Here is a 26736-nt window from a genome sequence, read left to right as displayed (position 1 = left end):
CCGCCTCGCCGGATCAGGAGACGGGACCGCTCATCAGGCCGAACCAGTCGCCGTCGAGGTACTGCTTCTTCCAGGTGTCGATCTGCTCGGGGGTGATCTTGTACTTGTCGGCGATCTTTTCCTTCAGCTCCTTGGAGTCGTCGGCGATCACCGTGAGCGCGATGCGTACCCTGTCCACCACCGTCAGCTCCGACTTGGGCTTGTCGGGCAGGTCTGCGAAGCCGAGGCAGGCCGTCCCGCCGGGCTTCCCGGGCTCGCCCGGCTGACCGGGCTGGCCGCCCTTGCCGCCCTCGCCGCCCTTGCCGCCTTCGCCACCCGCGCCGCCCGCCGAACAGTTCGCGGCCTGGAGGCCCGGGACCGAGGCGCTGGTGGCCGCCGGGGTGTGGGACACCGCGGCCTGCGCGGCGCAGGCGGTACCGGTGACGAGGGCCAGGGAGGCCGCGGCCAGGATGAGCGGACGCTGGAAGGGGATCGTGAACATGGGGGTTTCTCCGTTTCAGAGAACGTTCGTGCCAGAGGTGTGGATGAGGTCGAGGGGGGTGGGGCGGAGGCCCGGAGGCCTCCGCCCCGTCAGGTCGGGCCGCGGTCAGAAGATGCTGCCGCCGCCCTCGCCGCCGCCACCGCCGGAGCCGCCGAAGATGCCGAGGCCGCCGACGCCGCCCTTGCCTCCGTCGCCGCCCTGGAAGACGCCGAACCCGCCGCCGCCGCCCTTGCCGCCGTTGCCGCCCTTGAGGATGCCGTCGCCGCCGCCACCGCCGCCGCCGCCGTTCCCGCCGAAGAGGCCCGAGCCGCCCTTGCCGCCGCCGCCGCCGTTGCCGCCGATGACGCCGTCACCGCCGCCACCACCGCCACCGCCGCCGCCACCCGAGAGGATGCCGTTGCCGCCGTTGCCGCCCTTGCCGCCGTCTCCACCGACGCCGAAGACGCTGCCGCCGCCGGAGCCGCCGGAGCCACCGCCGCCGCCGACGAGACCGCCGCCGCCCGCACCGCCGTCTCCACCCTTGCCGCCGCCGTCCGGGAGGGCGGTGACCACATGGGCCGGAGCGGGGGCCGCCATGGCCGCCGAGGCCGGGAGGACGACGCCTCCGGTGACGATGGCCGCCGCGGCGGCGAGGGTCGCGAGGCGGAAGCCCCGGCGCTGCGGACGAACGGCGGTGGTGTCAAACTTGCGGTTCATGACTTTCTCCTGACTGCGCATGGGATTCATCGAGGTGCCCCGGAATTTCGGGACGGTGCGGTGAGGGGGATCGAGCGGGAATTCCTCGGGGAGGATTTCCTTCTCTTTCCTGTTTCCTCGTTTCCTTTCCGCACCTCAAGTAAGCCCCGGCGGGCACGGCAGGGTCACGTTCCGGAAAGTCGGGACTTGACAGCACCGCGGAATGCGGATAAAAGCCGGATCTCAGCCGAGCCGGTCGACGAGGACGACCGCCACGTCGTCGGCCAGACGCCCCCGCGCATGGCGCAGCAGGGCCTGGCGCAGGCCCTCCAGGAAGGACTGCCTGCTGCGGTCGCGCAGGGTCTCGGCGGCCGCGGCGAGGTCGAAGAAGGCGTTGTCGCCGTCGCGCGCCTCGATGACCCCGTCGGTGTGCAGCAGCAGCCGGTCCCCGGGGGCGAACGGATAGCTGTCCGTCCGCCCCGGCGGCCCGCTGATGAACTCCTCCAGGCCGAGCGGGGGCAGCGGGACCGTGGGCATCAGGGGCTGGACGCCGCCGTCGTGCAGCAGCAGCGGGGGCGGGTGGCCCCGGTTGACGACCTGGACGTCGAGGGACTCGGGGATCTGCGCCACGAGCGCGGTCACGAACCCCTCCAGGAGCACGTCGTCGCCGCCCGCCAGGCCCGCGCTCGCGGTGGCCGCGTCCCGCCGCAGGGCCGCTCCGCAGTGGTCGACGACCTCCACCAGGTCGCGCTCGTAGTGCACGGACTCCCGGAAGGCGCCCAGGACGACGGCGGCGGCCCGCACGGCGGGCAGCCCCTTGCCGCGCACGTCCCCGACGATGAGCCGCACCCCGTACCGGGTCTGGACCGCGTCGTACAGGTCCCCGCCGATCTGCGCGCCCGCCTCGGCCGCCAGGTACATGCTGGCCGCCCGTACGGGGCCCAGCCGGGCCGGTACGGGCCGCAGCAGCACCTCCTGGGCGGCCTCGGCGATCCGGCGCACCTGGCCGAGCTCGATGTCCCGGCGGGTGCGGACGGCACGGCTGGTCATGAGGCTGGCGGCGGACACCAGGAAGAGGGCCAGGAAGTTCGTGTAGACCTGCTGGCCGCCCCAGGCGTGGTTGTACGTGGCGGTGGCGATGCTGACGCCGAGGGCCAGCCCTGCCGCCGCGAGCGTGCCCGCGGGGCCCATGGTCACGGCCGCCAGGGCGGGGGTGGCGACCAGCAGCGGGCCCGTGTAGACGACGTGCGCGGGGCTGAACTCGATGACGAGCACCACGAGGGCGATCGCGAAGGGCAGGGCCTCCGCGAGGACGAAGAGGACCTGGTGGCGGCCGCCGTCTCCCGCTCCCGGGGGCGAGCGCAAGAGCGCTCTCATGAGTACAGCCTGCCTCGCCCGGGCGTACGGCCGCCACTTCGTCCGGCGCGTCGCCCCCGGCCGCCGCCCGGGGGCCGCCCGGACCGGATAGGGATGCGGGAGCGGCCCGTCGGCCGGCCCCGCGACCCTGGAGCGCCCCATGAGCACCGACCCCGCGGACGTCCCCCGGGTCTCCCGCCGGGAGTTCGACGCCCTCTTCGCCGCGGTCCGCACCTGGGGCCGCTGGGACCCGGCCGACCGGGGCGCCTGGAACCGGGTCACCCCCGGCCACGTGCGCCGGGCGGCCGCCCTGGTCCGCGACGGCACTCCGGTCGCCCTCGGCCGGCCGTGGGACACCCGGCCCGGCCCCGACAACCCCCGGCCCGCCCTGCACCACATGACCGACCTGGGCGACGTCGAGCCCCCCGAGCCCTCCGCGCACAAGGACTTCCTCGGCGCCGACTACCACGGCAAGGCCGTCAGCCACCTCGACGCGCTGTCGCACATCGCCTACCGGGGGGAGCTCTACGGGGGCGTGCCGGCCCGCGGCGCCGTCGGGGCGGGCGGCGTCCGCTTCGGCTCGGTGGCCGCCCTGGGCCCGCTCGTCACCCGGGGCGTGCTCCTGGACCTGCCGGCCGTCCTCGGGACGGGCTGGCTGGAGCCCAGGCGGGCGGTGCGGGCCGGCGACGTCCTGGCCGCGGAGCGGGAGCTGGGTGCCCGGATCGACGAGGGCTGCGCGGTGCTGCTGCGCACCGGCCGGTTCCGGCGCCGCCGGGAGCTGGGCCCCTGGGACCTCGACGCCGCGAGCGCGGGCTTCCACGTGGACGCGGTGCCCCTGCTGGCCGAGCGGGGCATCGGCCTGCTCGGCTCCGACGGCGACGGCGACCTGCGCCCCTCGCCGGTCGAAGGCCTGCACTCCCCCGTCCACACCCTGGCCATCACGGCCATGGGGGTGCCCCTGCTGGACAACCTGGACCTGGAGGGGCTGTCCGCGGCCTGCGCCGCGGCCGGACGCCACGAGTTCCTGCTCGTCGTGACGCCCCTCGACGTCCCCGGCGGGACGGGGTCCCCGGTCAATCCGGTCGCCGTCCTGTGAAGCTGCAAAACACCCGGAATATACTCAAAAAGCACCTATTCAACTTTCACCGCACGGGCCACGGCGCACGGACCACGGACACGGACCACGGACCACGGACCACGGACCACGGCGATCGTCCCGAGGGAGCCGGGCCACACCGGCAAGGGGAAGTGATGCAGATGGGGCTCACGGGAGACCAGACCGGCCCCGCACGCTCCCGTGAGCGCTTCCTGGAGGGCGGCCCGGTCGAGACCGGGGTGCGCGGCCCCATCCTGAACTCCTGGCTGCGCTGCCGCCTGCTGGGGCTCTCCCCCGACCAGGCCGAGCTGCCCTACCGGGACGACTTCGACCCCGACAGCCGGCTGGTACGGGCCGCCGGGCCGGTCCTCGACCAGCTGCAGAACCGGTTCTCCGGCAGCCGGATGAACATCGCGGTCACCGACGCGGACGGCATGGTGCTGCAACGCCGCTTCGGCGACCCCTCCCTGGCCCGCAGCCTCGCCCCCATCCAGACGGTGCCCGGCTTCGTCTTCGCGGAGCGGTACGGCGGGACCAACGGCATCGGCCTCGCGCTGGCCGAGCGCCGTCCCGTCCGGGTCTACCGCGCCGAGCACTTCGCCGAGCGGGCCCAGTCGAACGCCTGCTGCGCCGCCCCCATCCGCGACCAGCTCAGCGGGCACATCGTCGGCGTGCTCTGCTTCGGGTACCCGTACGCGTACGAGCATCCGGACCTGGCTGGCGTGCTCGGCCGCGCGGTCGGGACGATCGAACGGCGGCTGATGGCCCAGAGCTCGGCGCGCGAGCGCGGGCTGCTGCACGCCTACCTCGACGCCGAACGGCTCGCCCGCCCGACCGCGGCCGGGCCCGACGGGACGCCGGAGCCCGACGGGGCGGACGTGCCGGACACCCTCCTCGGTCCGGCCGGCCTCGGACTGGACCCGCACGACCGGGCGGTCCTCAAGGAGCGGGCCACGGAGCTGATCTCCTCGGGCCGCCCCGGCACCTTCGGCGTCTCCCTCCCCCGCGGCGGCGAGGCCACGCTGCTCAGCCGCCCCCTCACCAGCGGGACCGGGGTGGACGGCATGGTCGTGGAGGCCGTCATCGGCGGCGACGGCCCGCCGCCGCCCCACCCGGCGCCGGACCGGTCCGCCGGCCCGGTCCGGGGCCTGGTGCTGGTCGGGGAGCCCGAGGTGGGCCGGTACGCCGTCGAGGCCCGGCGGCGCCTGGAGCTGCTGGCCGAGGCCAGCACCCTCATCGGCACCACCCTGGACGTCGGCCGCACCGCCCGGGAGCTCGCCGAGACGGCGGTCCCGCGCCTGGCCGACTACGTCACCGTCGACCTGCCCGAATCGGTGCTGCGCGGCGACGAGTCCGCCGCCCCCGGAGCCGAGCTGCACCGCACCGTGGTCCACGGGATCCGCGACGACTGCCCCTTCTACCCGGCCGGGCAGAACGTGGAGCTGCTCGCCGGAACCCCCCACATGCGCTGCCTGACCAGCGGGCACGCCGTCCTGGAGCCCGAGCTGGCCGCCGCGGCGGGCTGGATCGCGCAGAACCCCGAACGGGCCCGCGACCTGCTCGACCACGGCGTGCACTCCCTGATCGTCGTCCCGCTGCTGGCGCGCGGCGTGCTCCTGGGCATCGCGAGCTTCTACCGCTCCCAGGACCCCGCCCCCTTCGGCGACGACGACACCCGGCTGGCCCGGGAGCTCGCCGCCCGCGCCGCCCTGTCCATCGACAACGCCCGCCGCTACACCCGCGAGCACAACCTGGCCCTGGCCCTCCAGCGCAGCCTGCTGCCGCGCGGCCTGCCCGAACAGGGCGCCGTCGAGGTCGCCCACCGCTACCTGCCCGCCGAGTCCGGGGTCGGCGGCGACTGGTTCGACGTCATCCCCCTGTCCGGCACCCGCGTCGCCCTCCTCGTCGGCGACGTCGTGGGCCACGGGCTGCACGCCGCCGCCACCATGGGCCGGCTGCGGACCGCCGCGCGCAACTTCGCCGAGCTGGAGCTCGCCCCCGACGAGCTCCTCACCCACCTGGACAACCTCATGGTGCGCCTCGACCGGGAGGAGGGCGGCGACGAGGCCCCGGGCAGCACCGGCATCGTCGGCGCCACCTGCCTGTACGCGGTCTACGACCCCACCACCCGGCAGTGCACCATGGCCCGGGCCGGCCACCTCCCGCCCGCCCTGGTCCACCCCGACGGCCGCGTCACCTTCCCCGAGCTGCCCGCCGGACCCCCGCTGGGCCTGGGCGGCCTGCCGTTCGAGACGGCCGAGATCGAGCTGCCGCAGGACAGCACGCTGGTCCTCTACACCGACGGGCTCGTCGAGGACCGCCACCGCGACATCGACGTCGCCTTCGACCGGCTGCGCGGCGTCCTGGCCCACCCGGACCGGGGCCCCGAGGAGACCTGCCGGGCCGTGATGGACGCCATGGCCCCCGAGCACCCCGGCGACGACATCGCCCTCCTGGTCGCCCGCGCCCACACCCTGCCCCCGGACCGGATCGCCGCGTGGGACCTGCCGGCCGACCCCTCGAAGGTCGGCGACCTCCGCGCCGCCGCCACCCGGCGGCTGGCCGACTGGGGGCTGGACGAGCTCGCGTTCGCCGCCGAGCTGCTGCTGAGCGAGCTGGTCACCAACGCGATCCGCTACGGGGGCGAGCCCATCCAGGTCCGCCTCATCCACGACCGCACCCTGATCTGCGAGGTCTCGGACGGCAGCAGCACCGCCCCGCACCTGCGGCGGGCGGCCAGCACGGACGAGGGCGGCCGCGGCCTGTTCCTCGTCGCACAGCTGGCCCAGGCCTGGGGCACCCGCTACACCCCCCGGGGCAAGGTGATCTGGGCCGAATGCGCCCTGGACGCGGCATGACGGCCGTCGTATCCGGAAACGGGCGCCGACGGCCAGTAGCATCCCCCCTGTCCCGCCCTCCCGCGGGATCCGAGGCCGGCCCCGGAGACGTCCGTGCACGACGCCCATGACGAGAACGACGCCCCACCGGGCCGCCCGGCCCGCACTGCGGGCCCGGAGCCGCTCGTGCGGATCCGGGGTCTCGGCAAGCGGTTCGGCGGCACCGTCGCCCTGGACGGGGTGGACCTCGACCTGCACGGCGGCAGCGTCCTCGCCCTCCTCGGCCCCAACGGCGCCGGCAAGTCCACGCTCATCAAGGTCCTCGCCGGGGTCCACCGGGCCGACACGGGCGAGGTGCGCGTGGCCGGGCACCCGCTCGGCTCCGAGGCCGCCTCCGCGGCGATGTCCTTCATCCACCAGGACCCGGGCCTCGTCGACTGGATGACCGTCGCCGAGAACATCGCCCTGGGCACCGGCTACCCGCGCCGCCACGGCCTGATCTCCTGGCGGCGCACCCGGGAGCGGTGCGCCGAGGCCCTGGCGGCCGTCGCCGGCCACCTCGACGCCGACGCCCGCCTCGCCGACCTGGCCCCGGCCGAGCGCTCCCTGGTGGCCATCGCCCGCGGCCTCGCACGGCACACCCGGCTCCTCGTCCTCGACGAGCCCACCGCCACCCTCCCCGCCGCCGACTGCGCCCGGCTCTTCGACGTCCTGCACGCGCTGCGCGACCGGGGCCACGGCATCCTCTACGTCAGCCACCGCCTCGACGAGGTGTACCGGGTCGCCGACGCCTTCGCCGTCCTGCGCGACGGCCGCCTGGTCGCCGGGGGAGCCCTCTCCGGCTACGACCCCGGCCGACTGGTCCGGGACATCACGGGCAGCGTCCCCGCGGGGCGCGGGCCCGCGCCCTCCGCAGGGCCGGCGCCCGGGCGGCCCCCCGTCCTGCGCCTCGACGCCGTGACGACCGACCGCAGCGGGCCCGTCAGCCTGGAGCTGGCGCCCGGGGAGATCCTGGGCATGGTCGGGCTGACCGGCGCCGGCCACGCGCACCTGGGGCGCGCCCTGGCCGGCGTACTGCCGCTGCGCGGCGGGCGGGTGCTGCTCGACGGCAGGCCGTACCGGCCGCGCGGCGCCGCCGGAGCCGTGGGCCGGGGCGTCGGGTTCGTGCCCGCCGACCGCCAGGAGGAGGGGTGCGCCCCCGATCTGACGGTCCGGGAGAACCTGCTGGCCCACCCGCGGGCCGCCGGAGTGCCGGCGTGGCGCTGGCTCGGGCCCCGGCGCGAGCGGCGCGAGGCGGCCGCCCTGCTCGACCGGTTCTCGGTGCGGCCCCGGGACACCGAGGCGCCCGTCGCCACCCTGTCGGGCGGCAACCAGCAGAAGGTGGTCCTGGGCCGGTGGCTGCGCGGGCGCCCGCGGCTGCTGGTCCTGGAGGAGCCGACCGCGAGCGTGGACGTCGGCGCCAAGGCGGCGGTCCACCGGATGCTCGACGGTGCGGCCGCAGGAGGGACGGGGATCCTGCTGGTGTCCACCGACTTCGAGGAGGTCGCGGACCTGTGCCACCGGGCGCTGGTCTTCGTCCGCGGAGCGGTGGCGGCCGAGCTGTCCGGGGCCCGCCTGACCCCCGCCGAACTCACCCGCACCGCCTCGGCCATGCCCCCGATCACCGGCAGCACGGGGGCTCCGTGACCCACCGGCCCCCGCACGGGCACCTCGTCGGAAGCTACGGCCTGCCGGCCCTGGCCGTGCTGCTCTTCGCGGCGTTCTCCCTCGCCCTGCCGGACACCTTCCCCACCCGCGACAACGTCTCCGCGATCCTGTCCAACCAGTCCATCCCCGCCCTGCTCGCGCTCGGGGCGACGGTGCCCATCGCCGCCGGCAAGTTCGACCTGTCCCTCGGCTACGGCCTGGGCCTGGCCCACGTCCTGGTGATCCACCTGATCGTGGACGCGGGGACGCCCTGGCCGCTCGCCTGCCTCGCCGTGGTCGTGGGCGGGGGCCTGGCCGGCGCCGTGAACGGGATCGTCGTCGAGTTCGCCCGCATCGACTCCTTCATCGCCACCCTCGGCACCGGCAGCATCATGTACGCCCTCACCGGCTGGCTCACCGGGGGCAGCCGGATCGTGCCGGGGCCGGAGGGGCTGCCGTCCTCCTTCACCGCCCTCTACGACGCCGTGTTCCTGGGCCTGCCGCTGCCGGCCTTCTACGTCCTCGCCGTCGCCCTGGTCCTGTGGGTGGTGCTGGAGCGGCTGCCCTTCGGCCGCTGCCTCTACGTCACCGGTTCCAGCCCCCGCGCCGCCGCCGTCCTCGGCATCCCCACCCGCCGGTACTCCGTCTACGCCTTCGCCACGTCGGGCCTGGTCACCGGTGTCGCCGGGGTGCTGCTGGCCGCACAGCAGCAGATCGGGAACCCCAGCGTCGGGCTGGAGTACCTGCTGCCCGCGTTCGTCGGGGCGCTGCTGGGCTCCACCACCATCGCACCGGGACGCGCCAACGCCCCCGGGACCCTGGTGGCCGTCGGCGTGCTCGCCGTCGGGCTCGCCGGGATCGGCCAGCTCGGCGCCGCGTTCTGGGCCACCCCGCTGTTCAACGGCTGCACCCTGCTGGTGGCGGTCGGCCTGGCCGGCTACGCGGCGCGGCGGCGGCTGCGCCCGCGGGCCGTGGAGGACGGGCCGCCCTCCCCCGCCGGCGGCGCCCCGCCCCGGCCCCCCGCGCACCAGCCGCCCGCGCACCCCTGATCAGGAGCACCGTGTACCCGACCCGCAAGCGCCTCCTCGCGGCCGCCGCCCTGTGGGCGGCCGCCTCCGTCCTCGCCCCGGGCTGCGGGGCGGGCCGCCCCGCACACGCGCCTGCCCCGCCCTCGGCGACCGGCTGCGCGGAGGCGCTCGCGAAGGCCCGGGCGGCCGTGGCGCGGGCCGAGCGGACCGGCGCCGCCTGGAAGGGGCCCACCACCGGCCCGGCGGCGGCCCCCGGCAAGACCCTGGTCTACGTCGCCCAGACGATGACCAACCCCGGGGTCGCCCAGGTCGCCGAGGGGGTGCGGGAGGCCGCGGCGGACATCGGCTGGAACGTCCGGGTGATCGACGGGGAGGGCACCCCGGCCGGCATCCAGGCGGCGCTGGGCCAGGCGGTCACCCTCAAACCCGACGGCATCGTCATCGGCGGGTTCGACCCGCGGCTGACGCAGCGCGAGACGGCGCGCGCGCAGGCCGGGGGCATCCCGCTGATCGGCTGGCACGCCGTCGGCTCCCCCGGCCCGAGCACGGACCCCCGGCTGTTCACCAACGTCACCACGAGGCTGGAGGAGGTGGCGGGGATCAGCGCGGACTGGGTCGTCGCCCGCTCCGGCGGGTCCGGCGGGGCGGTGCTCTTCACCGACGACTCCATCCCCTTCGCCCGCACCAAGGCGGAGCTGGTCCGCCGGCGCCTCGCCGAGTGCCCGGGCGTCGCCCTGCTCGCCACCGAGAACATCCCCATCCCGGACGCCGGCCAGCGCACCCCCCAGGAGGTCTCCTCGCTCCTCGCCCGGTTCGGGGACCGCTGGACCGACTCCGTCGCCATCAACGACCTCTACTTCGCCGACGCGGCCCCGGCCCTGCGCGCCGCGGGGCGGCCCGGCGGGGGCCCGCCCTTCAACATCGGCGCGGGCGACGGGGACCCGTCCGCCTTCCAGCGCATCAACAGCCGCGGCTTCCAGGCGGCCACGGTCCCCGAACCGCTGAACCAGCAGGGCTGGCAGATCGTCGACGAGTTCAACCGCGCCTTCGCCGGGCGGCCCGCCAGCGGCTACGTGGCCCCGGTGCACGTGGTGACGGCGGAGAACAGCGGCGGGGCCACCTCCTGGGACCCGCAGGGCTACCGGGAGGCGTACCGGAGGATCTGGCACGGGTCCTGACGCCCTGGAAGGCGCGGGACGGGGACGCGGAGCCCCGCCGAGGGACCGGTGCGGGGTTGGTTGTCCGGTTATGGGTAGTCTTCCCGGGTCGGTATGCCGAATTCCGTCAGGGCGGGGTGGGGTTGTCGTGGGTCGTCGGACGGGGACACGTGCCGGGGCGGTGGCCGCGGCGCTGCTGCTCGGGCTGAGCGGATGCGGCGGCTCCGGCAAGTCCGGGGACGGGAAGACCCCGGGCGGTCCGTCCGCGAGCGCGAGCCGCGCGCCCTCCGCACCGGCCCCCTCCGCCGCGTCCCCGGGCGGCGACGCGAAGCCCGCCCCGGGGGACGTGCTGCCGGGCATGGTCGGCGCGGCCGCGGCGCGCGCGCAGCTGGCGGCGCTGACGACCGGCAAGCCCGGCACGATGGCCGGCTACAGCCGCGACAAGTTCACGCACTGGGCCGAGCAGGGCGCCAAGTGCGACACCCGCGAGGTGGTCCTCAAGCGCGACGGCAGGGACGTCGCCCAGGACTCCGAGTGCCGGGCCGTGTCGGGCAGCTGGAGGAGCCTGTACGACGGCGCCGTCGTCAACGAGGCCTCGAAGCTGGACATCGACCACATGGTCCCGCTCGCCGAGGCCTGGCGCTCCGGCGCCTCCGGATGGGACGCCGCGCAGCGGAAGGCCTTCGCCAACGACCTGGTGCGGCCGCAGCTGCTGGCGGTCTCCGCCACCTCCAACCGCTCCAAGGGCGACCAGAGCCCCGACCTGTGGCAGCCGCCGGACAGGTCGAGCTGGTGCCAGTACGGACGCGCCTGGACCACCGTGAAGTCCCACTACCAGCTGACCGTCACCGAAGCCGAGAGGGCCGTGCTCACCACCATGATCGACACCTGCGCCGCATGACCGGGCCCCGGCGGTACCAGTGGCAGGACGAGGTCCTCGCCGGCCCCGGCGGGGCCATGACCGACGAGGTGGGGGTCATCACCGGCCCGCTGACGCTGCGCACCACGGGCGGGCCGGACGGGAGGGTCCGCTTCGAGGTGCAGTACACCGACGCGGACGAGTGGTACACCCTCACCGGCAGCCCGGCGGCGCACGGGGACCCGCAGGCGCTCCACTCCGCGGCCCTGCGGGCGATCCGCTCCGGAGGCGGGGCCGAGGCCCCCTCCCCACCCGCCTGAGCAGGGGCGGCGGACGGATCGTTGGGCCGCCCGGGTGACGGGCGATAACCCCCGGGGCCGGGCGCAGTTGATCCAGGCGTCCCGCCGGGGACAGCTCATGCGACAGAAGGATCTCCACGATGCTCAAGAAGTTCATGGCCACCGCCGCGGTCACCGCCTCCATCCTGGGCACGGGCGCCCTCGCGGCCTCCCCGGCGATGGCGATCGGCAACGACAACGGCGTCAACACGGTCAACGGCAACGGCGCGCAGCAGATCTACGGCAACCAGGAGACCTCGGGCGCGATGAGCCCGCAGCTCAGCGCGGTCCAGGGCTCGCTGAACAAGCTCTGCGTCGGCCTGCCGGCCAAGGTCAACGTCCAGTCCGTCCTGGCCCTCGTCAACGTCGGCGTCCAGGACATCCCGATCGCGTCCAACCCGCAGAACCAGCAGTGCGCCGAGAACTCCACGCAGGCCAAGGGCGACGAGACCCTCTCGCACATCGCCTCCAACATCCCGGTCCTGTCCGGGAACCTGTCGTCCGGCAGCTGATCCCGCGGTCCCGGAGCGGCGTGGCGACCCGGTCGCCGCGCCGCTCCGGCGTGCGTGCGCACGGCATGCCGAAATTTGGTCTAGACCTTGACAGGTTCAGACCATTTCGGTTCAGTGGCGGTACCCGTCGCCCCCCACATCCCCGCGACGACTCCCCCCACTCAAGGAGCAGTTACGTGATACGTGCGCTTCGCCGCCGCGCCCTCTCCCTCGCCGCGGCCGCCGCCGCGACCCTCGGGCTCGCCGTCGTCCTGCCCGCCTCCCCCGCCGCAGCGGCCCCCGCCTGCACCGGCGCCTGGAGCTCCGCCGCCGTCTACACCAACGGCATGAGCGCCTCGTACGGCGGCCACAACTGGCAGGCCAAGTGGTGGACCCAGGGCGAGACCCCGGGCACCACCGGACAGTGGGGCGTCTGGTCGGACCAGGGCGCCTGCGGCGGCGGGGGCGGCCAGGACCCCGACCCGGGCACCGGCGACCCCTCCGGGTTCGTGGTCAGCGAGGCCCAGTTCAACCGGATGTTCCCGGACCGCAACCCCTTCTACACCTACAACGGGCTGGTGGCGGCGCTCTCCGCGTACCCCGGTTTCGCCCACACCGGGGACGACACGGTCAAGCGGCGCGAGGCGGCGGCCTTCCTCGCGAACGTCTCCCACGAGACGGGCGGGCTGGTCCACATCGTCGAGCAGAACACGGCCAACTACCCGCACTACTGCGACGCCTCCCAGCCCTACGGCTGCCCGGCCGGCCAGGCCGCGTACTACGGCCGGGGCCCCATCCAGCTGTCGTGGAACTTCAACTACAAGGCGGCGGGCGACGCCCTGGGCATCAACCTGCTCGCCAACCCCTACCTGGTGGAGCAGGACCCGGCCGTCGCGATGAAGACGGCGCTCTGGTACTGGAACACGCAGAACGGCCCGGGCACGATGACCGCGCACGCGGCGATGGTCAACGGGGCCGGCTTCGGCGAGACGATCCGCTCCATCAACGGGGCCCTGGAGTGCAACGGCGGCAACCCCGCGCAGGTCCAGAGCCGGGTGAACGCGTACCAGGCCTTCACCCAGATCCTCGGCGTCACCCCGGGCGACCGGCTGGGCTGCTGAACCGCCCGCCCTGGGCCGGCCGGCCCGGTCAGTGGCTCCGCAGCGCGGTGGCCAGCTGGGCCCGGGAGCGGACGTCGAGCTTCTGGTAGATCCGGGTGAGCCGGGCCTCGACCGTCTTGACGCTGAGGAACAGCTTCGCGGCCGCCTCCTGGTTGCTGGCGCCCCCGCCGACCAGCAGGGCCAGCCGCACCTCGGCGTCGGTCAGGGACGACACCCCCGGGTGCGGGGCGCCGGTCTCGGGGGCGCTCTCGCGGGCCAGGCAGAGCCAGGGGGCGGCCCCGGCCCGCTCGAACACCTCGGCGGCCTCCCGCAGCGCCTCCCGGGCCGGTGCCCGCCGCCGGCGCCGGCGTTCGGCCCGGGCCAGCGCGAGCAGCGTGCGGCCGCGCTCCAGCGGCAGGCCGAGCGTGTCGAAGCGCCGGGCGGTGTCCTGGAGCAGGGCGACGGCGGACTCGGGCTCGCCCTGCGCCGCCAGCGCGAGCCCCCGGGCCCGGTCCAGGGCGGCGAGGACCGGCGTCCGCCCCAGGGCGCGGGCGACGGGGGTGACGGAGTCGAGGAACGCGACGGCCCCGGCGGGGTCGTCGGCGGCGACGAGGGCCTCGGCGAGCTCCCCGTGCCAGCGCAGGATGGAGGGGTCCACCACCTGCTGGGCCTCCTCCAGGCCGGCGACCCGGCGCAGGGTGGCGACGGCCTTCGCGGCCTCGCCGGTGGCCAGTTCGACGGTGCCGAGGGCGTAGAGCCCCCGGGACAGGAAGACCTGGTCGTGCTCCTCCTCGGAGGCCCGGATGCCGCGGCGGGCGTAGGCGGCGGCCCGGGCGAAGCTGCCGCCGGCCGCCTCGGCGGTCGCGGCGACGTACCAGGCGGGGCCCGGTGAGAGGCCCGCCTCTATGGTCAGCTCCAGGGCGCGGCGGGCGTGCGCGGCGGCCGTGACGCAGCGGCCGCCGCGCAGTTCCACCTCGGTGAGGCTGCGCAGCACCTCGAAGACGTCCTCGGCGGAGCCGGTGCGCTGGACGGCGGGCAGCAGGACGAGGAGCCGGCTGCGGGCGTCGGCGAGCCGGTCGTCGAAGAGGGCGTGGCGGACGGCGAGGTACTGGGGCGCGTTGCGCATGCCGAGGGGGACCTCGGGGGCGGGCAGGGCGAGGGCCCGGTCGAGGATGTCCTCGGCGTCGGGGTCGGCGAGGATCCGGCCCATCCGGGCCCGGACGGTCAGGGCCATCGCCTCGGCGACCTGGTCCCCGCCGGCCTTGGCGAGGGCTCCGGCCTCGGCGGCGGCGTCGCGGGAGCGTACGGGGTCGCCGTCGCTGAGGTTGTGCTTCCAGGCGATCCGCAGCCGGACGGCGGCCAGCAGGGAGGGGTCGTCGGCGGCGTCGGCCTCGGCGCAGGCGAAGGCGAAGGTCTCGTCGAGGGCGGCCAGGGCCTGTCCGGCGGCGTCGATCACCGCGAGCCGGGCCCGGACGCGCTGGGCGGGCGAGGCGTCCCGGGCCAGGACGGCGCGGGTGGCCCGGCGGGCGAGGTCGGCGCGGCCGGCCCAGCCCGCGTCCTCGGCGGCACAGACCAGCCGGGCGAGTTCCTCGGCGGCCAGGGCGGCGGGGGTGCGTTCGGCGGCGAGCAGCCCGAGTTCGGCGGCCAGGGCCCGCTGGCCGCGGCGGCGGCAGGCGTCGGCGGCGCGGGTGATCTCGGCGGCGAGTTCCGCGTCGGGGGTGTCGACGGCCAGCGCCCGGTGGCGTACGGCCTGGACGGGGTCGTCGACGGCGGCGGCGAGCGCGGCGTGGCCGGCGGAGCGCTCGGGCCAGCCGGCGTCGGCGGCCAGGGCGGTGGGCAGGGCACCGGCGGTGAACGCGACGGCGCCGTCCTCGCCGACGGTGACCAGGGCGGCCCGTTCGGCCTGGGCGAGTTCCGCTTCGGCGTCGGGGCGGCCGGCGCGGCGCAGCAGGACGGTGGTGGGGCGGCTGGCGAGGGCGGCGAGCAGCAGGGTGGGGCGGGTGCGGGCAGGGGCTTCGGCGAGGAGGCGGCGGGCGACCTCGCGGGCCTGCCCGGCCACGGGCAGGGGGTCGGCGTGGTGGGCGCAGCCGCCCTGGCCGACGGCGGCTTCGGCGAGGGAGTGGCCGAGGGCGAGGGCGAGCCGGGGGTTGCCGCCGCTGGCCTGGTGGATGCGTCCGGCCAGGCGGGCGGGCAGGCCGTGGCGCAGCAGCAGTTCGGCGACCTCGTCGGCGCCGAGCGCGGGGACGCGGACGGCGGGGGCGCCGGGGCCGCAGAGGGCTTCGGCGACGGGGGCGGCACCCTGGCCGCGTTCGGCGACGAGCACCCGTACGCGGGGCGGGGCCAGACGCAGGGCGAAGCGGAGCAGGTCGGTGCTCTCGGCGTCGAGCCACTGGGCGTTGTCGAGGACGAGCAGGACGGGGCAGGGGGCGGCGAGGGTGCGCAGGACCTCGACGACGGCCAGGCGCAGGGCGACGTGGTCGCGTCCGGCGCGGGGGGCGTCGGCCTCGCGGCGCAGGAGGGCGATGGCCTCGCGCTGGGGTCCGGCGAGGCGGTCGAGGGCACTGCGGTGGACGGAGGCGAGCAGGGCGGCGGCCGAGGCCTCGGGTATGTGCTGGTCGGCGGCGTCGGGGGCGAGCCTCAGGACGGTCTCGCGGCGGCCTTCGGCGGCGGCCGCGACGGCGTGCGCCACCTCGCTCTTCCCCGCTCCCGCGGGGCCGGTGAGGATGGCGCGGCCGGGTCCGGCCAGCGCGCGGCCGACGGCCTCGATGAGTACGCCGTGCCCGACGTTGGTGTCAGGGTTGCCCGTCGCCGCCACGCACAGCCACCAGCCTTTCGCTCCCCGGTCCGCGCCCTTCCTGTGAGACGCGACAATACGAGGTCAGCCCCCCGGCAGACCCGGATTGTGACGCAGAATTCAGTCGGGCGACAGGAAGGCGCCGCGGACCTGCCGGTACGGGAGGTATCGGCAGGTCCGCGGGCTGGGTTGGTCCGTACTATCGCCCCGTCAGGCCGGAGGTGGGGGACTCCGGCGGGGGCGCGGACCGGGGAGTGGACCGTGGGGCCCGGCGGGGATCAGAAGCCGAGGCTCCAGGAGTCGATCTTGCCGGTGTCGCCGCCCGCGTTGTCGTTCACGCGCAGCTTCCAGGTGCCGTTGGCGACCTCGGAGGAGGCGTCGACGGTGTAGGTCTGGTTGATGTTGTCGGTGCTGCCGCCGGCCCGGTTGTGCAGGGTGTAGACGGTGCCGTCGGGGGCCACGAGGTCCACCTTCAGGTCGCCGATGTAGGTGTGGGCGATGTTCACGCCGACCTTGAGGGCGGCCGGGGCGTTGCCGGTGACACCGGTGACGGTGATCGGGCTCTCCACCGTGCTGTTGTCGGCGATGGCGAAGTCCGCGGTGTTCTCGAAGAACGGCGTGGCGGGGGTGGAGGTCACGGCGTTGACGGTCGCGGCCGCGTCGGCGAGGCCGGCGCCGCAGCCGCCGGTGCAGGTGCCGGCCAGCGGGCGGGCGTTCGCCTTGATGGCGGCCTCGACCTGGGCCGGGGTCAGGGAGGGCTTGGCGGCCACGAGGAGCGCGGCGAGGCCCGCGATGTGCGGGGCGGCCATGCTGGTGCCCTGGTACGGCTTGTAGATCTCCGCGCCGGGGGTGGTGGTGCCGTTGTTCAGCGTGGAGAGGATGCCGTTCTCGGGCGTGGTGACGGTGCCGGGCGTGTCGGTGGCGCGGCGGGTCTCGCCGCCGGGGGCGGAGACGTCCACCTTGGCGCCGTAGTTGGAGTAGAAGGAGCGGTCGCCGGTGCGGTTGGTGGCGGCCACGGTGATGACGTTGTTGCAGCTGGCCGGCGTGAAGGAGCTCGCGTCGGCGTTGCTGTTGCCGGCGGCCACGACGACGGTGGTGCCGCGGCCGACGGCCGCGTTGATGGCGTTCTGGTAGCTGGCGCTGCAGGTGCCGGAGCCGCCGAGGCTCATGTTGATGACCTTGGCGGGGGTGGGGTTCGCCGGGACGCCCGCGACGCTGCCGCCGGAGGCCCAGGTGATGGCGTCGACGATGTCCGAGGTGGCGCCGCCGCACTTGCCGAGGACGCGGACGGGCTGGATCTTCGCGTTGTACGCGATGCCCGCGACGCCCTTGCCGTTGTTGGTGGCGGCGGCGATGGTGCCGGCGACGTGGGTGCCGTGCCAGGAGGAGTCGCTGGCCTTGGAGCCGGTGCCGCACTCGCCGGCGGCGCTCCAGTCGCCCTGGTCGGCCGGGTTGTTGTCGCGGCCGTTGCCGTCGCGGGCGGCGGTGGAGTCGGAGATGAAGTCGTAGCCGGCGACGATGTTGGGGGCGACGTCGGAGTGGGCCACGTAGCCGGTGTCGATCACGGCGACGGTGACGCCGGAGCCGGTGGTCTTGTCCCAGGCGGCGGGCACGTTCATGCCGGCGGTGGGCTCGAAGAGGTCCCACTGCTTGGCGTACTCGGTGTCGTCCGGGGCGGCCATGGCGTAGGCGCGGGAGTCCGGCTCGACGTAGGCGACGTCCGGGTCGGCGCGGAACTGGGCCATCACGGCCGCGGCGTCGGCCGGGGCGGTCGCACCGCCCAGGTTGACGAGCGCGGCGCCGGTGCCCAGGCGGCGGTCGAACTTCGCCTTCTTGCCGGCCTTCTTGCCCTTGGCGTTGGCGTCGTCCGCGGCCGCGGTGTTGGAGCCGGCCTCCGGGGCGGAGGACTTGTAGCCGACGATCAGGTTCTCGACCGGGGCGGCGGCGGGGGCGGCGGGAGCGGCCGCCGCCGGGAGGGTCCGGGCGGACGGGTCACCCGTGGGGGTCACGGCCACCGCGGCGGTCGCGGAGCCTGCGAGCAGGGTGACGGACATGGCCACGACGGATATGAGCCGTCGTCGGGATGCGTGCACGTTGTTCCCCTTACGTGCCGTTTCCGGGCAGGCCGGAGCGGCCGGTATGTGCGGTGTGGGAGGTGGAACCGGCGCCGCGGGACCGGGAGGGCTGGTCGGACCGCCCCGGCCGCCGCCGCGCTCCAGTCGCCCGGCCGCAACGGCGGGGCTGGGCGACTGCGTGTACCGGCGATCCGCGCCACCGCGTACCGCTTCACACCATGTGGGGTTGGTGCGGGGGCGGTTCGGGGTGCGGGAGATCGCCGGTGGGCAGACAGTAGGCAACGCGGGGATGAACGCGATACGGGGAAAACCCTTGTCCGGACCCTGCCGAACCCTGTGGGACCCCTGTGGAACAGCTGTGCAATCCGCGCGCAACACGCACGTCATCAACGGCGCCCCCGCCTGCCGGGGGCGCCGTGCGGTCTACTCCGGGATGCCGCGCGGGTGCAGGGCGCGGAAGTACGTCCAGCTGGTCTCGTTCGGCTCGGTCCACTTCTCCGGGGCGTGGGCGAACTCCGGGTGCCGTCCGGCGATGTAGGCGCGGGTGCGTCCGGGGACCTCGGCGTAGGAGCCGAGCTTGGCGCCGCGGCAGTGGAAGACGAGGCCGCCGGGGCGTTGTCCCTGTTCCATCCAGGGCAGCCAGGGGGACATCCGCGTCCACGTCATGGTCGCCGGGACGCTCGGCGCACCGCCGGCGAGGGCGGCGGCGGGGGTGAGGAACTGGAAGAGCTCCAGCGCCCGGTAGGTGTCGTCGGCGGAGTGGAGCGGGTAGTCCGCGACGGGCAGCGGGGAGGGGTAGGCGAGGGGGATCTCCAGGCTGAAGCAGACCTGGTCGCCGAGTTCGGTCCGGGGGACGGGGAAGGGCCGCAGCCTCAGGTTGGCCGGGTCGTTCCAGACGTGGACCACGGGCTTCCCCTGCCAGGTCTCGAGGATCTCCCGAGTGGCGGGGTCGAGGTAGAAGGCGGCCTCCCGCGAGAGCATCCGGTAGCCGCCCTCCTCCTCGTCGGCGACGAGCCGGGACACGTTGAGGCCCTCGAAGCCGAAGAGGCGCCGGTAGGGCTCTCCCGGGGCCCAGGAGTGGACGTCCCCGCTCCACCCGTAGACGACCTCCTCCCCGTCGAGGGAGGCGCGGGTGCGGGCGAAGTCGCGCAGCAGCTCTTCCGGTGTCATACGGAGAACTCTCCCCGTCCGGGATCCGGCCGGGCAAGCCTCCCGCGCGCCAACTCCCGTACGCGCCTTCCCGCCCGTACCGCGACACCTACGAGCGGTCGGGCCGCCGCTCGTGGGGTCGCCCGGTTGACGGTGGTGCGGGGTACCGGCGACCGTGACCGCCATGGGGAACCCCTTGGGGAAGGAACAACGGCTCCCGGTGCTGCTCGCCTGCCTGGTCCTGGGCCTCGGGCTGGCCGCCGCCGTCCTGGGCGCCTGGCGGGCGGGCGGCCCCGGGCGGGCCTCCGCGGCGGGCCCGTACGTGGACCTGCTCCGGGTGCCGCCCGGGCCGGCCGCGCCGGCGCCCGGTCCGGGGGCCTCGACCGGCACGGTGACGGTGGAGTGCGGGCGCAACGAGGAGGGCCACTGGAACGAGGACAACCTGGTGGTCTCGCCCGGGCTGCCCGCCGGCGCCCACCACACGCACGCCTACGTGGGGAACCTGTCCGCGGACGCCCTGTCGACGGACGCCTCCCTGGCCGCGGCGGCCACGAGCTGCACGGGCGGCGACCGTTCCGTGTACTACTGGCCGGTGCTGCGCCGCACGGACCGGCCGGGGAGCGGCCCGCACGAGGGTGCCGCCGGGCACGGCAACGCGGGCGAGATCCTGCGCGAGGCCTCGGTACGGGTGGAGTTCCGGGGGAGTCCGGTGAGCAAGGTGGTGGCGATGCCCCGGTTCCTTCGGGCGATCACCGGGGACGCCGTCGCGTACACGGCGGGCGGGGGCGCGGGGGTGCGGGCCCGCTGGGGGTGTTCGGGCCTGCCGGACCGGTCCACCACCGGCTACCCGCGCTGTCCGGCGGGGCAGCTGGTCACCCGCACGCTGGTCTTCCCCAGCTGCTGGAACGGGCTGGACACCGCCGCCCCGGACCACCGCTCCCACCTGCTGTTCCCCTCCGCCGGCGGGGTCTGCCCGCAGGGCACCTTCCCGGTGCCCGAGCTGCGCGTCTCGCTGGCGTACGCGGTGGCCCCGGGGGTGCCGCTGGCGCTGGACTCCTTCCCGGAGCAGCGGCACAGCCCGCTCACCGACCACGCGATGTTCGTGGACGTGATGACCGACGAGCGGATGGGCGAGCTGGTCGCCTGCCTCAACGAGGGCCGCACCTGCCGGACATGAGTGACGCAGCTCACGTGAACCGGCGCCGCGTCCGGGGCGTGTTCCGAGCGCACCAGGTGGCACGAGGCGGACGGAGAGCGTGAATGGCCGGACCACTGTGGCCCCGCGCGCGGCGGGGCTCGACCGACGAGGCACTGATCAGGGCGGTCTACGAGGAACACGGCAACGCCCTGCTCGCGTACGCCACCCGGCTCACCGGCGACCGGGCCGCCGCCGAGGACGTCGTGCAGGAGACCCTGATCCGGGCCTGGCGGCATTCCGAGGCCCTGGTCAACGGGAAGGGCTCGGTGCGCGGCTGGCTGCTCACGGTGGCCCGCAACATCATCACGGACCGCTACCGGGCCCGGGCCGCCCGCCCGCCGGAGGTCTCCGGCTCGGCGGCCGCTCCCCCGGTGGAGGGCGACCACGCGGACTCCGTGGTGGACGCGATGACGGTCCTGGGCGCCCTGGACCGGCTGTCTCCGGAACACCGGGACGTGCTCACGGAGTTGTACTACCGCCAGCACAGCGTCGCCGAGGCCGCCGACCGCCTGGGCATCCCGGCGGGCACGGTCAAGTCGCGCTCGCACTACGCGCTCAAGGCCCTGCGCGCGGTGTTCGCGGACGGCGGCGCCGAAGGCTTCGGCGGGAACAGACGATCAGGCCGGCCGCCCCAGCAGCCCGGCGGACTGCGGGAGGTGGTGGCGTGAACGCGCGGCGGCACGAGGAGGAGCTGCTCGGACCGTACGTGCTCGGTGTCCTGGACGAGGAGGACGTACGGCGCGTCGAGGAGCATGTCGGCGACTGCACGGGGTGCCGGGAGGAGGTGGCCGCGTTGCGCGAGATGGAGAGGGTGCTGGGCGAGGTGCCCGAGGAGGCGTTCCTCGACGGGCCCCCGCCGGGCGGCGACCTGCTGCTCCAGCGGACCCTGCGGCAGGTGCGCGGCGAACGGGCCGCACGGGCCCGGTGGCGGGGCGCGGTGGCGGGCCTGGCGGCTGCCGCCTCGCTGGCGGCCGTGTTCTGGGCCGGGGCGCGGCTGGGCGGGGACGCGGGGAACACCGCCGCGCTTCCCCCGCAGCCGTCTCCGAGCGCGTCGGCCGCGCCCTCGGCGCCGCCCGCCGGGACCAGGGTGGCCTCGGCCACGGACCCGGGTACCGGTGCGCGGATGACCGTACAGGTCACTCCGGCGGCCCGGTGGGTGCGGGTGCGGGCGGCGGTGACCGGGGTGCCGGCCGGGGAGCGGTGCCGTCTGGTGGTGGTCTCCCGGGACGGTACGCGGTCCACGGCGGGCGGATGGGTCGTGGGCACGGCGGAGCACGGCGAGGGCAAGGGAGCGGCTCTGGACGGCTCCGCGGCGGTGGACCCGGCGGACGTCAAGGCGGTGCTGGTGGAGAACGAGTCGGGAAGGACGTTCGTGGCCGTGCCGGTGTGACCTCCGCCGGGGGTGCGGGGCCCGCGGTGCGGGCCCCGCAGCAGCGTCAGGGGTTGTGGAAGCGGACCTCCGGGGCCTCGGGGCGCGGGCCGTCCAGGACAAGCCTGGGCTGCCCCTTGAGGTGCTGGTCGAAGAAGGCCGCGACGTAGGTCCGGGTCAGCTCCACGGCGCGCGGGCCGTCCAGTGGCGCGTCGGGGTGGGGCAGTCCGAGCCGGTCGCGGATGGCCGGGAAGTCCGTGGGCCCGAAGTGGTCGGTGCCGTCGAGGGTGATCCAGCGCTTCCAGCCGTCGAAGTCCGGCCACAGCTTGGACCAGTTGCCGGACTGTCCCCCGGGCACGCTGGCGGCGGAGCCGAGAAGCATGAAGGGGCGGCCGCCGATCCCGGCGGCGGGATAGGGCTCGGGCAGGCCGCCGTCCATGTCGACGCCCGCCCGGATCCGCTGGTCGGCGGCCATGGCTGTCAGGGCGGCGGCGCCGCCGATGGAGTGGCCCCCCATGGCGATGCGGCTCGTGTCGATGAGCCCGGCGTGGCGCCAGGCGGGGTGGCGGCCGGTGAGGCGGTCCAGGAGGAAGGAGACGTCCTGGGCCCGGACGTTGGTGACGGCCTCGTGTCCCCCCTCCTGCTGGGCCTGGTCGCAGGCCAGGCAGGTGAGGATGCGGCCGCCGGGGAAGGCGGTGGCGGCGCTCTCGTAGGCGTGGTCGACGGCGGCCACGACGTAGCCCCGGGAGGCCAGGTCCTCGGCGAGTGCGGTGAGGGTGGCGCGCGGGACGGTGAAGCCGGGCGAGAGCACGATCAGCGGGTAGCGGCCGTCGACGGGCCGGGCGCCCACGCGGGCGTGGGCCCGGGTGGCCGCGAAGACTGCGGGGTCGACGACGTTTTCCATGTTCCGGTCGGTGAGGATCAGCCGGGCCTCCTCGGTGCTGAGGTAGGGCGCCGGGGCGCGGCCGGTGCCGCGCTGCGCGGGATAGCGCAGGGTGACCATCAGCTCGCGGGGGCCGGTGTGGGCCCATGGATCGGTGCGGCTGCGGTCGACGAGGTGGAGGTCCTCCTGGCCGACGGCGAAGCGGCCGGTGGGGGCGGGGAGCTCGGGCCCGGTGGTACGGGCGTCGGCGGCGGCCGCGGGTGCGGCGGAGGCGGCGGAGGCCGCCAGGAGCGGGGCCGGGAGCAGGAGGGCGAGTAAGACGGCGGCGGCTGCGGTGCGGCGTGTGGTGTTCATGTCGGCGACGCTATGCGGGCGGTCGGGGGCGGTCGTCAGCTCCTGGGCGGACGCCGTGTCACCCCGCGGTCGCAGCCCGCGTCACCGGCAGGTCGTACGGTCGTGTGCCGCAGGGTCCCGGACGGCGTGACGGGGCCCGGGAATATGTCCAATTCCCGGGCCCCTGTGTGCCACCCAATTGCGCACACCGGCGGCGTTTAAGAGCGGGGATCATCTTGAGGCCGACGTGTTCTGCCTTTGAACTACCGCGCCACGCAGAGGCGCAGGAGGGACTTGAACCCCCATCCGTCGGTGATCGTCCCTGCTCGGTCGATCCGGTGTTCGGCGGCGAATGCTGAGACTGGAGCGATAATCTGAGATTCAAGGGGCCGCCTCTGCCGGCTTGGGCCACCCCGGCACGTATGGGCCGGGGGAGGGATTCGAACCCCCAACTGACACCCCTGTTTCAGCTTCAACATCAGTTTCAGCTTGCGCTCTCGCGCACCCCCTGCGCCGCAGGGGGCGTTCTCGGGGCTACCCGAACAGGTAGCCGAACACGGCGTCGCCGACCCGCTGGTCGGTGACCTCGGCGCCGTTGGCCTCCTCGCGGGCGAACTTCACGGCCTGCTGGAGCCGTTCCACCCGGTCGAGGAGCTCGTTGACCCGGCGGGCGGGCAGGGCGCCGGAGAACTTCACCGTCGTCCAGTAGCCGACCGCGACGTCCTCGTAGTACACCTCGACCTGCGCCGGGTGCTTCTCCGTGGCCTCCGCCTTGACGTGGTTGCGCGGCACCTTCTTGGTGCGGATGGTGCGTACGGGTTCCGTCTTCCAGGAGTCCGTGGAGGGGTCGAGGTTCCAGGACTCGGAGGCGTCCAGGACCGGCAGCTTGCGCACGAAGGTGTGCAGGTCGGTCAGCTGCTTCTCCAGGAAGAGCAGGTAGGGCACCGGCACCTGGGCGAGCAGCACGTTGCCGTCGACGACCACGTCCGCGGCCGCGGTGCGGTTCGCCCAGTCCTTGGTCGCCGTCACGTCGAACAGGCGGGTCAGGGTGGTGGCCGTCGCCCGCAGCACGTCCTCCGCCTTGACCTGGACCCGGGTCGACTCGGGCGGCAGCTGCTCGCCCTCCTCGTCCTTGGGCTGGTACGTACGCGAGATGCCGGCCAGCAGGGCGGGCTTCTGCACGTCGTGGTGGGCCTGGGAGAGCTCCTGGAGGGACTTGGACTTGACGCCCTTTTCGACTGCGATGATCTGATTCAGCTTCGGCACGCGATCAACCTACCAACGGCTCCAGTACGACTACCATTTCTTTTTCCCGCAGGTCAGGGGTGCAGGCGCACCGGAAGGTCGAACAGGTCGTTCTGGGTGAGGACCGGCTTGTTCCGCAGTTCGCCGCGCGGCACGGCGAGCGACAGGTGCGGGAAGCGGGCGTAGAGGGCCGGGAGGGCCACGCCGGCCTCCAGGCGGGACAGGGCGGCGCCGGGGCAGACGTGGGGGCCGTGGCCGAAGGAGATGTGCCGGTTCGGGGTGCGGGTGACGTCGAAGGCGCCCGCGCTCTCCCCGTGCTGGCCCTCGTCGCGGCCGAGCGCGCCGAAGGAGACGATCAGGCCCTCCCCCTTCGGCAGGGTCCGGTCGCCGACCTCGATGTCCTCGGTGGCGAACCGGATCAGGACGTGCGAGGTGGGGGTGGCCCAGCGCAGCGTCTCCTCGATCACGTTCTCCCAGGGGACCTCGCCGGCGAGGACGCGGGCGCGCTGCTCGGGGTGGGTCTCCAGGGCGACGACGGCGTTGACGATCAGGCTGATGGTGGTCTCGTGGCCGGCGGCGACCATCAGCTGGAGGGTGTTGGTGATCTCCTCCGTGCTGAGCCGGTCGCCGTCCTCGGAGGCCGCGATGAGCGCGCTGGTGAGGTCGTCGCCGGGGGTGGCGCGCTTGGACTCGACGATCCGGGAGAAGAGGGAGCCGAGGTCCGCCATCATCTGGGGGACCTCCTCGGGGAGGGTCTGCGTGGAGAAGAACTTCTCGAAGAGGGCCTTCAGGCGCGGGTGCTCGGCGGAGTCCACGCCCATCAGCTCGCTGATGACGTTCATCGGCAGCGGGTAGGCGAAGGCCGCCTTCAGGTCGACGGTCTCACCGGCGGGCAGGCCGGCCAGCTTGTCGAGGGCCTCCTCGGTCAGGGCCTCGATGCCGGCGCGCAGCTTCTCGACGCGGCGGGCCGTGAGGGCCTGGGCGACGAGGGTGCGCAGGCGGCGGTGTTCGTCCCCGTCGACGGTCAGCATGGAGCGGCCGGGGTTGGCGAGGCCGATCAGCGGCCAGTCCAGGGGGATCTCCCCGCGCTGCCAGGCGCCCCACACCCCGATGTCCTTGACGACGCGGGGGTCGGTGAGCAGGGCGCGCGCCTCGGCGTGGTGGGTGACGGCGTACACGCCGACGCCGCCGGGGAGGACGACGCGGACCAGCGGGCCGGCGGCGCGCAGTGCGGCGCTCTCGGCGTCGAGGTCGGTGACGAAGGGGTCGAGGGTGATCGGGGCGGCGGCCGGGACGGCGCCGGTGCGGTCGATCGGGCAGCTCATCGGATGGCTCCAAGCGCGGGGGTCGGGGTGTACGTCACGGGGAGCGCGGTCAGGCCGCGCAGCCAGGGCGAGGGCCGCCTGGTCAGTTCGGCGGCCGGTCCGTCGAGGTCCACGTCGGGGAGGCGGTCGAGGAGGACCTCGATGCCGGTCCGGGCGATGACCTCGGCGACCTCCTGGGCCGGGAAGGGGCAGCGGTGTTCGCCGTGGCCGAAGGAGAAGAAGGCGTTGTTCCCGCCGGTGAGGGCGCCCGCGTCGGCGCGTACGTGCGGGTCGCCGTTGGCGGCGGCGAGGCCCAGCAGGACCAGGTCCCCGCGGGCGATGGTCCGGCCGCCCAGCTTGGTGTCGCGGGTGGTCCAGCGGCCGGCCACGTTCTGGGTCGGGGTGTCCTCCCAGAGCACTTCGTTCATGGCCTCGCCGACGCTGTGGCGGCCGCCGGCGAGGGAGGCGGCGAAGCGGTCGTCGGTGAGCATCAGGCGCAGCGAGTTGCCGATCCAGTCGGCGGTGGGCTGGTGGCCCGCGGCCATCATCACCATCAGGTCCTGGGCCACCTCGGCGAGGGTGAAGCCGGCGGTGTTGGCGAGCATCCGGGAGGCGACGTCGTGTCCGGGGGCCGCCGCCTTGGCGGCGAGCAGGGCGTACATGGACTCGCCGAGGTGGCGCTGGCCGTCCAGGGCGCCCTCGCGGCCGTTGATCATGTCGTTCATGGCGGTGACGAGGCCGGGGCCCTGCTCGTCGGAGAAGCCGTAGATCCGGGCGAGGACGCGCAGCGGCAGGAGCATGGCGTACTCGCCGACGATGTCGCAGGAGCCCTTGCCGCAGAGCCCGTCGATCAGCTCGTCCGCGAAGCGCTCCGCGTGGCCCTTGAGTTCGAAGGGGTCGACGGATTCCAGGGCCTCGCTGATCACGGCGGCGCGCTCGCGGTGGCGTTCGCCGGTGGTGTAGAGGATGGAGGGCTGCTTGCGGCCGATCATCGGGAGCAGGGGCCAGTCGGCGGGGATGCGGTCCCACTGGTTCCACAGGTCCGAGTCGCGGGAGAACAGCTGCGGGTCGCTGGTGACCTGGTGCAGTTCGCGGTAGCCGAGGACCAGCCAGGCCGGGACGCCTCCGTCGAGGACGACGGGGGCGACGGCGCCGTGGTCGCGGCGCATCTCCCGGTACAGCTCGGCGGGGTCGCTCTGGAAGCGGGGTCCGCCGAGGTAGACGGGCTGGGGCTCGGGGGTGGTCACTGCGTGGGCTCCGGGAGGGTGCGGGGACGGCCGTG

General features: G+C 75.0%; 22 protein-coding genes. 12 read left to right on the top strand and 10 right to left on the bottom strand.

Annotated features, from left to right (window positions below; translation table 11 throughout):
• Positions 1 to 13: 13 nt before the first annotated feature.
• The 3 genes from AB0469_RS08795 to AB0469_RS08785 all read right to left on the bottom strand — a co-directional run bounded on the left by AB0469_RS08795 (position 14) and on the right by AB0469_RS08785 (position 2533).
• Positions 14 to 481, bottom strand: coding sequence for a hypothetical protein (locus AB0469_RS08795; protein ID WP_366450619.1), 468 nt, complete (start codon positions 479 to 481; stop codon positions 14 to 16).
• A 105-nt stretch (positions 482 to 586) separates the two neighbouring features.
• Positions 587 to 1177 carry a hypothetical protein gene (locus AB0469_RS08790; protein ID WP_366450618.1) on the bottom strand — a complete coding sequence of 197 codons (591 nt, stop codon included), beginning with the start codon at positions 1175 to 1177 and terminating at the stop codon, positions 587 to 589.
• Positions 1178 to 1399: 222 nt separating this feature from the next.
• Positions 1400 to 2533, bottom strand: coding sequence for a PP2C family protein-serine/threonine phosphatase (locus tag AB0469_RS08785; protein WP_366450617.1), 1134 nt, complete (start codon positions 2531 to 2533; stop codon positions 1400 to 1402).
• Positions 2534 to 2672: 139 nt separating this feature from the next.
• Between AB0469_RS08785 and AB0469_RS08780 the strand changes: the two genes are divergently transcribed.
• From AB0469_RS08780 to AB0469_RS08740, 9 genes are all read left to right on the top strand, one after another.
• Positions 2673 to 3608 (top strand): cyclase family protein, encoded by a 936-nt coding sequence (locus AB0469_RS08780; RefSeq protein WP_366450615.1) that lies wholly within the window; start codon positions 2673 to 2675, stop codon positions 3606 to 3608.
• Between the two features lie 161 nt (positions 3609 to 3769).
• Entirely contained in the window at positions 3770 to 6466 is a 2697-nt protein-coding gene (locus AB0469_RS08775) for a SpoIIE family protein phosphatase (RefSeq protein ID WP_366450614.1), read from the top strand.
• Positions 6467 to 6559: 93 nt separating this feature from the next.
• Positions 6560 to 8131 carry a sugar ABC transporter ATP-binding protein gene (locus tag AB0469_RS08770; protein ID WP_366450613.1) on the top strand — a complete coding sequence of 524 codons (1572 nt, stop codon included), beginning with the start codon at positions 6560 to 6562 and terminating at the stop codon, positions 8129 to 8131.
• Complete coding sequence (locus AB0469_RS08765) at positions 8128 to 9180, top strand: ABC transporter permease (RefSeq protein WP_366450612.1); 1053 nt, start codon at positions 8128 to 8130, stop codon at positions 9178 to 9180. Before AB0469_RS08770 ends, AB0469_RS08765 begins: the two co-directional genes overlap by 4 nt.
• Before the next feature lie 11 nt (positions 9181 to 9191).
• Complete coding sequence (locus tag AB0469_RS08760) at positions 9192 to 10337, top strand: substrate-binding domain-containing protein (protein WP_366450611.1); 1146 nt, start codon at positions 9192 to 9194, stop codon at positions 10335 to 10337.
• 127 nt (positions 10338 to 10464) lie between these two features.
• On the top strand, positions 10465 to 11217 hold the full coding sequence (locus tag AB0469_RS08755) for an HNH endonuclease family protein (protein ID WP_366450609.1): 753 nt from the start codon (positions 10465 to 10467) through the stop codon (positions 11215 to 11217).
• Complete coding sequence (locus AB0469_RS08750) at positions 11214 to 11495, top strand: hypothetical protein (RefSeq protein ID WP_366450608.1); 282 nt, start codon at positions 11214 to 11216, stop codon at positions 11493 to 11495. The genes AB0469_RS08755 and AB0469_RS08750 overlap by 4 nt, the downstream gene beginning before the upstream one ends.
• 119 nt (positions 11496 to 11614) lie before the next feature.
• On the top strand, positions 11615 to 12025 hold the full coding sequence (locus tag AB0469_RS08745; RefSeq protein WP_366450607.1) for a rodlin: 411 nt from the start codon (positions 11615 to 11617) through the stop codon (positions 12023 to 12025).
• A gap of 176 nt (positions 12026 to 12201) precedes the next feature.
• Positions 12202 to 13125 (top strand): glycoside hydrolase family 19 protein, encoded by a 924-nt coding sequence (locus AB0469_RS08740; RefSeq protein ID WP_366450606.1) that lies wholly within the window; start codon positions 12202 to 12204, stop codon positions 13123 to 13125.
• 28 nt (positions 13126 to 13153) lie between these two features.
• Here AB0469_RS08740 and AB0469_RS08735 read toward each other — a convergent pair whose 3' ends face one another.
• The 3 genes from AB0469_RS08735 to AB0469_RS08725 form a co-directional block, all read right to left on the bottom strand.
• Positions 13154 to 15919 carry a LuxR family transcriptional regulator gene (locus AB0469_RS08735; protein WP_366450605.1) on the bottom strand — a complete coding sequence of 922 codons (2766 nt, stop codon included), beginning with the start codon at positions 15917 to 15919 and terminating at the stop codon, positions 13154 to 13156.
• Positions 15920 to 16176: 257 nt separating this feature from the next.
• Positions 16177 to 17952: a S8 family serine peptidase gene (locus tag AB0469_RS08730; RefSeq protein WP_366450755.1), complete on the bottom strand. Its 1776-nt coding sequence runs from the start codon at positions 17950 to 17952 to the stop codon at positions 16177 to 16179.
• Between the two features lie 444 nt (positions 17953 to 18396).
• Positions 18397 to 19143, bottom strand: a complete 747-nt coding sequence (locus AB0469_RS08725) for a DUF1838 family protein (protein ID WP_366450604.1) — start codon at positions 19141 to 19143, stop codon at positions 18397 to 18399.
• Positions 19144 to 19306: 163 nt separating this feature from the next.
• Here AB0469_RS08725 and AB0469_RS08720 point away from each other — a divergent pair, with 163 nt between their 5' ends.
• From AB0469_RS08720 to AB0469_RS08710, 3 genes are all read left to right on the top strand, one after another.
• Entirely contained in the window at positions 19307 to 20299 is a 993-nt protein-coding gene (locus tag AB0469_RS08720) for a DUF1996 domain-containing protein (protein ID WP_366450603.1), read from the top strand.
• An 83-nt stretch (positions 20300 to 20382) separates the two neighbouring features.
• Positions 20383 to 20988 (top strand): sigma-70 family RNA polymerase sigma factor, encoded by a 606-nt coding sequence (locus AB0469_RS08715; protein ID WP_366450602.1) that lies wholly within the window; start codon positions 20383 to 20385, stop codon positions 20986 to 20988.
• Entirely contained in the window at positions 20985 to 21710 is a 726-nt protein-coding gene (locus AB0469_RS08710) for a zf-HC2 domain-containing protein (protein WP_366450601.1), read from the top strand. Before AB0469_RS08715 ends, AB0469_RS08710 begins: the two co-directional genes overlap by 4 nt.
• A 46-nt stretch (positions 21711 to 21756) precedes the next feature.
• On the opposite strand, the gene AB0469_RS08705 is transcribed toward AB0469_RS08710, so the two are convergent.
• The 4 genes from AB0469_RS08705 to AB0469_RS08690 all read right to left on the bottom strand — a co-directional run bounded on the left by AB0469_RS08705 (position 21757) and on the right by AB0469_RS08690 (position 26701).
• Positions 21757 to 22926 (bottom strand): alpha/beta hydrolase, encoded by a 1170-nt coding sequence (locus AB0469_RS08705; protein WP_366450600.1) that lies wholly within the window; start codon positions 22924 to 22926, stop codon positions 21757 to 21759.
• 513 nt (positions 22927 to 23439) lie between these two features.
• Positions 23440 to 24171 (bottom strand): hypothetical protein, encoded by a 732-nt coding sequence (locus AB0469_RS08700; RefSeq protein WP_366450599.1) that lies wholly within the window; start codon positions 24169 to 24171, stop codon positions 23440 to 23442.
• 53 nt (positions 24172 to 24224) lie between these two features.
• The gene (locus AB0469_RS08695) at positions 24225 to 25475 is read right to left on the bottom strand and encodes a cytochrome P450 (RefSeq protein WP_366450598.1); all 1251 of its coding nucleotides are present in this window, start codon (positions 25473 to 25475) and stop codon (positions 24225 to 24227) included.
• Positions 25472 to 26701, bottom strand: coding sequence for a cytochrome P450 (locus AB0469_RS08690; RefSeq protein ID WP_366450597.1), 1230 nt, complete (start codon positions 26699 to 26701; stop codon positions 25472 to 25474). The genes AB0469_RS08695 and AB0469_RS08690 overlap by 4 nt, the downstream gene beginning before the upstream one ends.
• Between the last annotated feature and the right edge of the window lie 35 nt (positions 26702 to 26736).

The organism is Streptomyces sp. NPDC093801 (genome assembly GCF_040701585.1).
Taxonomy (GTDB): Bacteria; Actinomycetota; Actinomycetes; order Streptomycetales; family Streptomycetaceae; genus Streptomyces.
The sequence above is the reverse complement of the archived record's forward strand: the minus strand, read 5'-3'. Positions and strand labels throughout refer to the sequence as shown.

Excerpts from the sequence above, each read along its gene's own strand:
- AB0469_RS08795 (WP_366450619.1), bottom strand. The coding sequence starts at position 481 with ATGTTCACGATCCCCTTCCAGCGTCCGCTCATCCTGGCCGCGGCCTCC.
- AB0469_RS08790 (WP_366450618.1), bottom strand. The coding sequence starts at position 1,177 with ATGAACCGCAAGTTTGACACCACCGCCGTTCGTCCGCAGCGCCGGGGC.
- AB0469_RS08785 (WP_366450617.1), bottom strand. The coding sequence starts at position 2,533 with ATGAGAGCGCTCTTGCGCTCGCCCCCGGGAGCGGGAGACGGCGGCCGC.
- AB0469_RS08780 (WP_366450615.1), top strand. The coding sequence starts at position 2,673 with ATGAGCACCGACCCCGCGGACGTCCCCCGGGTCTCCCGCCGGGAGTTC.
- AB0469_RS08775 (WP_366450614.1), top strand. The coding sequence starts at position 3,770 with ATGGGGCTCACGGGAGACCAGACCGGCCCCGCACGCTCCCGTGAGCGC.
- AB0469_RS08750 (WP_366450608.1), top strand. The coding sequence starts at position 11,214 with ATGACCGGGCCCCGGCGGTACCAGTGGCAGGACGAGGTCCTCGCCGGC.
- AB0469_RS08745 (WP_366450607.1), top strand. The coding sequence starts at position 11,615 with ATGCTCAAGAAGTTCATGGCCACCGCCGCGGTCACCGCCTCCATCCTG.
- AB0469_RS08730 (WP_366450755.1), bottom strand. The coding sequence starts at position 17,952 with ATGTCCGTCACCCTGCTCGCAGGCTCCGCGACCGCCGCGGTGGCCGTG.
- AB0469_RS08725 (WP_366450604.1), bottom strand. The coding sequence starts at position 19,143 with ATGACACCGGAAGAGCTGCTGCGCGACTTCGCCCGCACCCGCGCCTCC.
- AB0469_RS08720 (WP_366450603.1), top strand. The coding sequence starts at position 19,307 with ATGGGGAACCCCTTGGGGAAGGAACAACGGCTCCCGGTGCTGCTCGCC.
- AB0469_RS08715 (WP_366450602.1), top strand. The coding sequence starts at position 20,383 with ATGGCCGGACCACTGTGGCCCCGCGCGCGGCGGGGCTCGACCGACGAG.
- AB0469_RS08705 (WP_366450600.1), bottom strand. The coding sequence starts at position 22,926 with ATGAACACCACACGCCGCACCGCAGCCGCCGCCGTCTTACTCGCCCTC.
- AB0469_RS08695 (WP_366450598.1), bottom strand. The coding sequence starts at position 25,475 with ATGAGCTGCCCGATCGACCGCACCGGCGCCGTCCCGGCCGCCGCCCCG.